Annotated in this window: 6 protein-coding genes; 3 read left to right on the forward strand and 3 right to left on the reverse strand. The window is 55.5% G+C overall.

Annotated features, from left to right (window positions below; translation table 11 throughout):
• Positions 1-414 (reverse strand): transcriptional regulator AsnC (gene asnC, locus RTU33_RS21480; protein ID WP_312630098.1); only part of this gene is annotated, 414 nt, incomplete at its 3' end.
• A 151-nt stretch (positions 415-565) separates the two neighbouring features.
• Here asnC and asnA point away from each other — a divergent pair.
• Entirely contained in the window at positions 566-1,558 is a 993-nt protein-coding gene (gene asnA, locus RTU33_RS21485; protein ID WP_312630100.1) for an aspartate--ammonia ligase, read from the forward strand.
• Here asnA and viaA read toward each other — a convergent pair whose 3' ends face one another.
• Together viaA and ravA are read right to left on the reverse strand one after the other, a co-directional pair.
• Positions 1,559-3,010 (reverse strand): ATPase RavA stimulator ViaA, encoded by a 1,452-nt coding sequence (gene viaA, locus RTU33_RS21490; protein WP_312630101.1) that lies wholly within the window; start codon positions 3,008-3,010, stop codon positions 1,559-1,561.
• Positions 3,010-4,506 (reverse strand): ATPase RavA, encoded by a 1,497-nt coding sequence (gene ravA, locus RTU33_RS21495; protein ID WP_312630103.1) that lies wholly within the window; start codon positions 4,504-4,506, stop codon positions 3,010-3,012. Before ravA ends, viaA begins: the two co-directional genes overlap by 1 nt.
• Before the next feature lie 219 nt (positions 4,507-4,725).
• Here ravA and kup point away from each other — a divergent pair, with 219 nt between their 5' ends.
• Together kup and rbsD are read left to right on the forward strand one after the other, a co-directional pair.
• Positions 4,726-6,597 (forward strand): low affinity potassium transporter Kup, encoded by a 1,872-nt coding sequence (gene kup, locus RTU33_RS21500; RefSeq protein WP_312630105.1) that lies wholly within the window; start codon positions 4,726-4,728, stop codon positions 6,595-6,597.
• 248 nt (positions 6,598-6,845) lie between these two features.
• Positions 6,846-7,260: D-ribose pyranase (gene rbsD / locus RTU33_RS21505; protein WP_312630107.1), on the forward strand; the 415-nt coding region annotated here is incomplete at its 3' end.

A 7,260-nucleotide genomic window follows, 5' to 3' on the forward strand; every position in this document is an offset into this window, starting at 1 on the left:
CGTCTCGGTGGACTGAATTTCATCGATTGTTTGGATCTTGTTGATAAGTACCTGCTGCAGGGCGTCGATCGAGCGGCACATCACCTTAATGAAGATGCTGTAGTGGCCGGTGGTGTAATACGCTTCGGTCACTTCATCAAGGCTTTCGAGGCGAGCCAGCGCGGAAGGGTAATCTTTGGCGCTTTTCAAAATGATGCCGATAAAGCAGCAGACATCGTAACCCAGCTGCTTTGGGTTCACGTCGATGCGCGCGCCGGTGATGATGCCCGCCTGTTTCATCTTCTCAACGCGTACGTGGATAGTGCCGGGGCTGACGCCAAACTGCTTGGCTAATTCGGCGTAGGCGGTACGCGCATTGGCCATAAGGGCTTCAAGAATGCCGCGGTCGAGATTGTCGATCTGATAATTTTCCATAGGATTTTCTTATGATGTTTGATGAATCATTCTATTTTAGCGCCTTATTTTAACGAATTGAAATCTACAAGGTCTTTTTAGTTGTTGATTATTGAATTCATCCCTCGTTCTGTTGCTTAATCAATGGCACAGGACGCAGGAGACCATAAAAATGAAAACCGCTTATATCGCAAAACAACGTCAGATCAGTTTCGTTAAGTCCCATTTTTCACGTGAGCTCGAAGACAGACTTGGACTCATTGAAGTTCAGGCGCCGATCTTAAGCCGCGTGGGCGATGGCACTCAGGACAACCTGTCTGGCTGCGAAAAAGCGGTACAGGTCAAAGTGAAAACCTTGCCTGACGCCCAGTTCGAGGTGGTGCACTCCCTCGCGAAATGGAAACGTCAGACGCTTGGCCAGCACGACTTCAGCGCGGGTGAAGGGCTCTACACGCACATGAAAGCCCTTCGCCCCGATGAAGATCGTCTCTCGGCTATCCATTCTGTTTATGTCGATCAGTGGGACTGGGAACGCGTAATGGGCGACGGCGAACGTCACACCGGTACGCTGAAGGCTACCGTTGAAGCGATCTACGCCGGAATTAAAGCCACAGAGGCTGCCGTCAGCAAAGAGTTTGGACTGGCACCGTTCCTGCCGGAACAGATCCACTTTGTTCATAGCGAAGAATTGCTTACACGCTATCCTGGTCTCGATGCGAAAGGCCGCGAGCGCGCCATCGCCAAAGATTTGGGCGCCGTCTTTCTGATTGGGATTGGCGGTAAACTTTCCAACGGCCAGCGCCACGACGTGCGTGCGCCGGACTACGATGACTGGAGCACCCAGGGAGAAGCCGGTCTGGCGGGCCTGAACGGCGATATTCTGGTATGGAACCCGGTACTGGAAGATGCGTTTGAGATCTCATCGATGGGCATTCGCGTGGACGCCGAAGCGCTGAAGCGTCAGTTAGCACTCACTGGGGATGACGATCGTCTGCAGCTTGAGTGGCACCAGGCGCTGCTGCTTGGTGAGATGCCGCAAACCATCGGCGGTGGGATTGGCCAGTCACGTCTGACCATGCTGCTGTTACAGCTGCCGCATATCGGTCAGGTACAGTGTGGCGTATGGCCGCAGCAGATCCGCGAGAGCGTAGGCTCTCTGTTGTAATCAGCGTTTCCAGCGCCGCAGCAGTCGGCTACGCAACCCGGTATCAAAGCGCCAGATATGATCGAAAATGCGCATGATGCCGGGTTTTCCATGCTGTGACATTGCCACGGCGTGAAAACGATGGAGATGTTTGCGCTGTAGCTCGCTCACCTTGTTCACCACGTCGTCCGGCAGCCGCTGGGCGATAAAGTCTGAAATGACTACCGCATCCGCATCCGTCCATTCCGGGCCCTGCATTCTTTCTATAATGGCGCGAAAACAGCTGGCGATATCGGTGCCGCCGCGAAAACGCTGGCTCAGGAAGCGAATTGCCTGCTCCAGCCCATTTGGGCCGGTGAGCTCATAGCGCACAACTTCGCTGGAGAACAGCATAATAAAGCAGCGACGATTGTCCGCCAGCGCCACCCGCATCAGCGCCAGGCAAAAGGCTTTGGCGCACTGTTCATTGAACCCGCCCATGGAACCAGACGTGTCCACGCAGACGATAAACGGTCCGCGAGGCTGTTCGTCGAAGTCCTGATGCACCACCGGGCGTTCGCTGAGCTTTTCCCGCCAGGCGTCACCGTGGAGCCGGTAAGTGAGCAGTTGCTTCTCCACCAGCCGGCGATAAAACTCATATTCCAGTTCGCTGATGCCGAGCGTTGCCAGCTCCGGCGGCAACAGACGCAGGATGTCGTCGCTTTGCTGCAGCCCGTCGACCTGTTCGGGCACCGTTGCCGGTTCACGCACCAGCGTGCGGAAGGTTTCCATCGGCGAATCTTTTCTCGGTACCGATTTTGCTTCGCGTGAACGGCCGAGCTGCTCCGCCAGCCGCATCAGCTCTGGCTGTTCGCTGAGAAAATCCCCGTATTTGACGATAAGCTGCCAGTCGCCGCGCTTCAGCTGGCCTGCACTCATGTCCCACAGACGGCCTGCAGCGGCGTCGTTTTCCACCAGTATCGGCTCGAGCTGACCGCTGAGCGTCATTTTTTCCTGCACTTCGCTGAGGAGTTGCTCCCGTTCATCTTCCAGAAGTTGCTGATTGAGCGTGGTGGCCTGCACGACCAGGCTTAGCCGCCAGCGCTGCAAAAACAGGGTGTGCAATGCAGCGGTGAAGGTGGCGTTGTTATCCACCAGCTGTTGCGCCTGCGCGGCAAAGGGCGAGTGGACTTTCTGTAACAGCGCCAGCAGCTGCGGAAGCTGGACGATGAACTGTGACGTCGACAGGGTCTGGCTCTGCTGAAACGCCATTACCTCATCGCTAAGATCCTGAGGAACGTGCGCCTCTTTCATCTTACTTTTTAGCGCCTCCCGCCAACGGGGGATATCCTCGGTGAGCGCGTTCTTAAGACGTGGAAACTTTTCAAAAAAGATCGCCAGCTGTGGTGAGGCCAGCAGCGCGAGGATCATCTCTTCGATCAATCCTTCTTCGCTGACTGCCAGCATCACGTTAAGCGTGTCGAGGGTGAGCATTACTGCCGCACCTGTTTGATCTGCGCGCCAACGTCCTGCAGGCTGGCTTCAATTTTCCCTAACCAGTCTCCGTGGATGAACAGGCACTTTTGCTGTTCGCTAAAGCGGGTGTGCTGCTGGTGCCACTCGTCGTCCAGCGCATCCAGCTGCTGTTTGATTTCACCGGGCATGTTTTCTGGCGCAGAGCTCCCCGGCAGCGCCAGACGGGAACCCTGCAGGCTGACGTCGCGCACCATCAGGTGCAGGCTGGTATCCACTTCCAGGTTCAGTACCTGAGCGAAGCCAATCCCGTTGAGCTTGCCGCGTATTTCGCCGCCTTTCTCCAGCCAGTGCGCCAGCGCAGTGCGCTCAACGGAAATGTGTACAACGTTCATGTCATGCAGCTTCAGCGGCTGTTGGAGCAGCAAAGTGAGCGTTGCGTCCTGCAGGCTTTCCGGCAGTTCGTAATGCGGCTTGCGGCTGAACATGCCGCCCATACGGGAAACCTTCAGCGCCGTTTTGTCGCTTTGCTGCTGTTGTAGCTGAAGCCTGCGCTGAATAATGGTGCCGAGTTTTGTCAGCATTGCCTGCTGCTGCCAGGCGTGCCCGGTCATCAAAATATCCAGCTGCTGCTGCATCAGATTGCGGCTCTCTGCGTCGTGCCACAGGCAGTCTTTCAGCAGGATCAGATCGATGGGGGCGATCGCCTCGCGGCCGCTGAAGAAGGCGCAGGCCTGCAATAAGCGGATCGCTTTTTTCCAGCGGCGGTCAGAAACATAAGGCGCGTTTGGCAGGGTATCGAGCTGCTGGCGCAGATGATAAATCAGCTCGAAAACCGCATCGGGCAGCTTCACGCCGCCGATATCTACCTGCCACTGCCTGAACTCTTCGTCGGTGACCTGCAGGTTTTCTGATACCGGGTTGGCGCTTTCGTCCTGCTGGTTGATGAGCAGCGAGCGAAAATTGCTTTTCTCCTGGACCTTATCCAGCCACAGGCGAATCAGCATGCGGTCGTACAGCGCTTCCAGGCTGCTGTCGGCTTCCGGCAGTTCGTTCGACGCTGCCACCAGCAGGCGCATCGGGATTTTCTCTTCGTGCGCGCCGTTACGGAAGCTGCGCTCGTTAATCGCGGTCAGCAATGTGTTGAGAATGGCCGGGCCCGCTTTCCAGATTTCGTCGAGAAAGACGATTTCTGCTTCGGGCAGATAACCCGTGGTTAAGCGCTCATAGCGTCCTTCATCCTTTAACGCCTGGATAGACAGCGGGCCAAACACCTCTTCCGGCGTGGAAAAACGGGTCATCAGATATTCAAAAGCGCGGGCGTGCTGGAAGGCGAACTTAAGGCGGCGGGCAATCAGGCTTTTGGCAATGCCCGGCGGGCCCAAAAGGAAGACGCTCTCACCGCTCAGCGCCGCCAGCAGGCATAAACGGATGGCGTGACTGCGCTCAAACAGGCCCTTTTCCAGGGCCTGGCTGAGGCGGGAAATTCTTTCTGCTAATAAGTGTGATTGCGCCATAATAGAGTGGTGTCCTTCCACCATTTATCCAGCTATCAGGCGATTATAGCCGTTTGCGGGCGGCGGGTAATAGTGCGAGACGTCGCCGAAATTTCTTTGAGCAAGGTTAATACGAGGTCAATTTGGAGTACGATTCTTCGATTAATCGTGCATACTGTGCGCCTTTTGTGAGCCAGGGAAATCGGTACACATTTGTCTTATTAAACGAAAGACGAGTCTATGAGCACTGATAATAAGCATTCCTTGCCGGCCATCACTCTGGCCGCCATTGGGGTGGTCTATGGTGATATCGGCACCAGCCCCCTTTATACATTGAGAGAGTGTCTCTCGGGCCAGTTTGGATTTGGCGTGGAACGCGATGCCGTTTTTGGTTTTTTGTCGCTGATTTTTTGGCTGCTGATTTTTACGGTTTCTCTGAAGTACATCACCTTCGTGATGCGTGCGGATAACGCCGGTGAAGGCGGGATCCTGACGCTGATGTCCCTTGCCGGGCGAAACACCTCCGCGCGAATGACTTCTGTGCTGGTGATCCTTGGGCTTATCGGCGGCAGCTTCTTCTACGGTGAGGTCGTTATTACGCCCGCCATCTCGGTGATGTCGGCCATCGAAGGCCTTGAAATCATTGCGCCGGAGCTCGATAGCTGGATTGTCCCCATTTCCATCGGCGTGCTGACTCTCCTGTTTGTCATTCAGAAGCACGGTACGGCAATGGTGGGAAAACTGTTCGCACCCATTATGCTTATCTGGTTCCTGCTGCTGGCGGTATTAGGCGCGCGTAGCATCATTGACAACCCGGACGTATTGCATGCGCTGAACCCTTACTGGGCGGTGCATTTCTTCCTGGAATACAAAACGGTGTCGTTCGTGGCGCTGGGTGCCGTTGTGCTCTCTATTACCGGAGTGGAAGCGCTTTATGCCGATATGGGGCATTTCGGCAAGTTGCCCATTCGCCTTGCCTGGTTCTCCGTTGTTCTGCCTTCGCTGGTGCTGAACTACTTCGGCCAGGGCGCGCTGCTGCTTAAGCATCCGGAAGCGATTAAGAACCCGTTCTTCCTGCTGGCGCCGGAGTGGGCGCTGATCCCGATGCTGATTATCGCTGCGCTGGCGACGGTTATCGCCTCTCAGGCGGTGATTTCCGGGGTCTTCTCTCTGACCCGTCAGGCGGTGCGTCTGGGCTACCTTTCACCGATGCGCATTATCCACACTTCAGAGATGGAGTCGGGGCAGATTTATATCCCGTTCATTAACTGGCTGCTGTACATCTCCGTTGTGCTGGTGATTGTCAGCTTTGAACACTCAAGCAACCTGGCGGCAGCGTACGGAATTGCGGTCACAGGCACCATGGTGCTGACCTCCATTCTGGCCACCACCGTGGCGCGCAAAAACTGGCACTGGAACAAATATCTGGTGTTCCTGATTCTGATTGCGTTCCTCTGTGTCGACGTACCGCTGTTCTCCGCAAACCTCGACAAGCTGCTCTCCGGCGGCTGGTTGCCGCTGACGCTGGGCCTGGTGATGTTCATGGTGATGACCACCTGGAAAAGCGAGCGTTTCCGCCTGCTGCGCCGTATGCACGAGCACGGCAACTCTCTTGAGGCGATGATTGCCTCGCTTGAGAAATCGCCGCCGGTGCGCGTACCAGGCACTGCGGTATATATGTCCCGCGCGCTGAACGTTATTCCGTTTGCGATGCTGCATAACCTCAAGCACAACAAAGTGCTGCATGAGCGTGTCATCCTGCTGACGTTGCGCACTGAAGATGCGCCGTACGTGCATAACGTTCGCCGTGTGCAGATTGAACAGCTTTCTCCGTCGTTCTGGCGCGTGGTGGCGAGCTACGGCTGGCGCGAAACGCCAAACGTGGAAGAAGTTTTCCATCGCTGCGGCCTGGAAGGGCTGAGCTGCCGGATGATGGAGACGTCGTTCTTCATGTCGCATGAGTCACTGATTATCGGCAGTGACAGACCGTGGTATCTGCGCCTGCGCGGCAAGCTCTATCTGCTGCTGCAGCGTAACGCCCTGCGCGCGCCCGATCAGTTTGAGATCCCGCCAAACCGCGTAATCGAGCTTGGGACACAGGTCGAGATTTAAGCCTTTATAAAAATACCGGATGGCGCTGTGTTCATCCGGCCTGCAAAACGGGATCGTGTCCTCTGCGGCCTGATGCCCTCTCCCACAGGGAGAGGGTGCAAAAACTAAAAACGGTACTCCAGGTACCGTTTTGCTTTCACCTCGAAACGTTTCGACAGCGATCACAATTCTATAACGTGATGGTGGTTTTATGAGCTTTCTTCCGAGTAAACTCACTTCAGCGAAACGTTTCGCTAGTGGAGCAAAAGATGAAGAAAGGTACGGTACTCAACGCTGATATTTCCTCGGTCATTTCCCGTCTTGGGCATACCGATATGCTGGTGGTGTGTGATGCGGGTCTGCCGATCCCTCACAGCACGCAGCGCATCGATATGGCATTAACTCAGGGCGTGCCTTCGTTTATGCAGGTGCTGGAAGTGGTCACCACGGAAATGCAGGTTGAGACGGCCATTCTCGCCGCGGAAATCAAAACCCATAACCCGCAGCTCCACGAAACGTTGCTCAGCCACATAGAGCAGCTGCAACAACACCAGGGAAACACCATTGAAATTCGTTACACCACGCATGAGCAGTTCAAAAAACAAACCGCAGACAGTCAGGCGGTGATTCGCAGCGGGGAGTGTTCCCCGTATGCGAATATCATTCTCTGTGCTGGCGTCACCT

Source organism: Scandinavium sp. (genome assembly GCF_032012665.1).
In the GTDB taxonomy this organism is placed as follows: domain Bacteria; phylum Pseudomonadota; class Gammaproteobacteria; order Enterobacterales; family Enterobacteriaceae; genus Scandinavium.

Coding starts and splice junctions, on each gene's coding strand:
- viaA (WP_312630101.1), bottom strand. CDS start 3,010: ATGCTCACCCTCGACACGCTTAACGTGATGCTGGCAGTCAGCGAAGAA.
- ravA (WP_312630103.1), bottom strand. CDS start 4,506: ATGGCGCAATCACACTTATTAGCAGAAAGAATTTCCCGCCTCAGCCAG.
- asnA (WP_312630100.1), top strand. CDS start 566: ATGAAAACCGCTTATATCGCAAAACAACGTCAGATCAGTTTCGTTAAG.
- kup (WP_312630105.1), top strand. CDS start 4,726: ATGAGCACTGATAATAAGCATTCCTTGCCGGCCATCACTCTGGCCGCC.